General features: G+C 73.8%; 2 protein-coding genes. Both read left to right on the top strand.

Features of this window, described 5'->3' with window-relative positions; all coding sequences use genetic code 11:
* Positions 1 to 18 precede the first annotated feature (18 nt).
* Positions 19 to 693 carry an AIM24 family protein gene (locus tag V7793_RS37775; RefSeq protein WP_336014268.1) on the top strand — a complete coding sequence of 225 codons (675 nt, stop codon included), beginning with the start codon at positions 19 to 21 and terminating at the stop codon, positions 691 to 693.
* Between the two features lie 4 nt (positions 694 to 697).
* On the top strand, positions 698 to 1168 hold a 471-nt coding region (locus V7793_RS37770; protein WP_336014267.1), incomplete at its 3' end, for a lysophospholipid acyltransferase family protein.

Here is a 1168-nt window from a genome sequence, read left to right as displayed (position 1 = left end):
TGGGTGATCATGCACGTCATGCACAGTGACCTCTTCGCCCAGCAGAACATGGCCAAGCCCGCCGCTGCGCCCGGCATGGCCGTCCACAACGCCAAGTCCATCGTCTACGCCGTCGACGGCGAGTGCTACGCGCGCCAGGGTTCCATGGTCGCCTTCCGGGGCGATCTGCAGTTCGAGAAGCTCGGCCAGGGCGTGGGCAAGTTCCTCAAGCGCGCCGTCACCGGCGAGGGCCTGGCGCTGATGGCCGTGCGGGGCCGCGGCGAGGTGTGGTTCGCGCACGAGGCCGCCAACTGCTTCATCGTCGACATCGCGCCCGGCGAGAGCCTCACCGTCAACGGCCGCAACGTCCTGTGCTTCGACCCGACCCTCTCCTACGAGATCCAGACCGTGAAGGGCGCGGGCATGACGGGCGGCGGGCTCTTCAACTCCGTCTTCAGCGGCCACGGGAAGCTCGGCGTGATATGCGAGGGCAACCCCATCGTCATCCCCGTCTCCGCCCAGGCCCCGGTCCACGTGGACACCGACGCGGTCGTCGGCTGGTCCGCCTCCCTGCGCACCTCGCTGCACCGCTCCCAGAGCATCGGCTCCATGCTGCGCGGCGGCTCCGGCGAGGCCGTCCAGCTCAAGCTGGAGGGTGAGGGCTTCGTGATCGTCCGGCCGAGCGAGGCCAAGCCCCAGCAGCAGAACGGCTGACCCGGTGCTCGGTCGCATAGCCTCCGCCGTGCTGCCCGCGGCCGGGCGGCTGACGGTAACGACCGACGACGGTGCCGGGCCCGCGCCCGGCAGCATCGTCGCGGCGAACCACACCTCGCTCGCCGACCCGGCGGTCGTGCTCGCCGCCCTCCACCGGCTCGGGGTCTCCCCCGTCGCCCTGGCCGCCGCCGGCCTGTGGCGGATCCCGCTGCTGGGACGGCTGCTCACCCGGGAGGGGTACGTCCCCGTCCACCGCGGCGACCCGCGGGCGGTCCTGGCCCTCGACGGGGCCGGGGCCGCGCTCGCGAACGGCCGCACCGTGCTCATCTACGGCGAGGGCGCCCTGCCCCGCCGCAGGGACTCCGGCGAGGCGGCACCCCGCCCCTTCCGCGGCGGGCTCGCCCACCTCGCCCTCACCACCGGGGCCCCCGTCGTGCCCCTGGGGCAGGCGGGTGCGCGCCGCCTCTGCTCCGGC

This window comes from Streptomyces sp. KLMMK, assembly GCF_036961605.1.
Lineage (GTDB): Bacteria > Actinomycetota > Actinomycetes > Streptomycetales > Streptomycetaceae > Streptomyces > Streptomyces telluris.
This window is presented reverse-complemented; position numbering and strand designations above follow the sequence as displayed.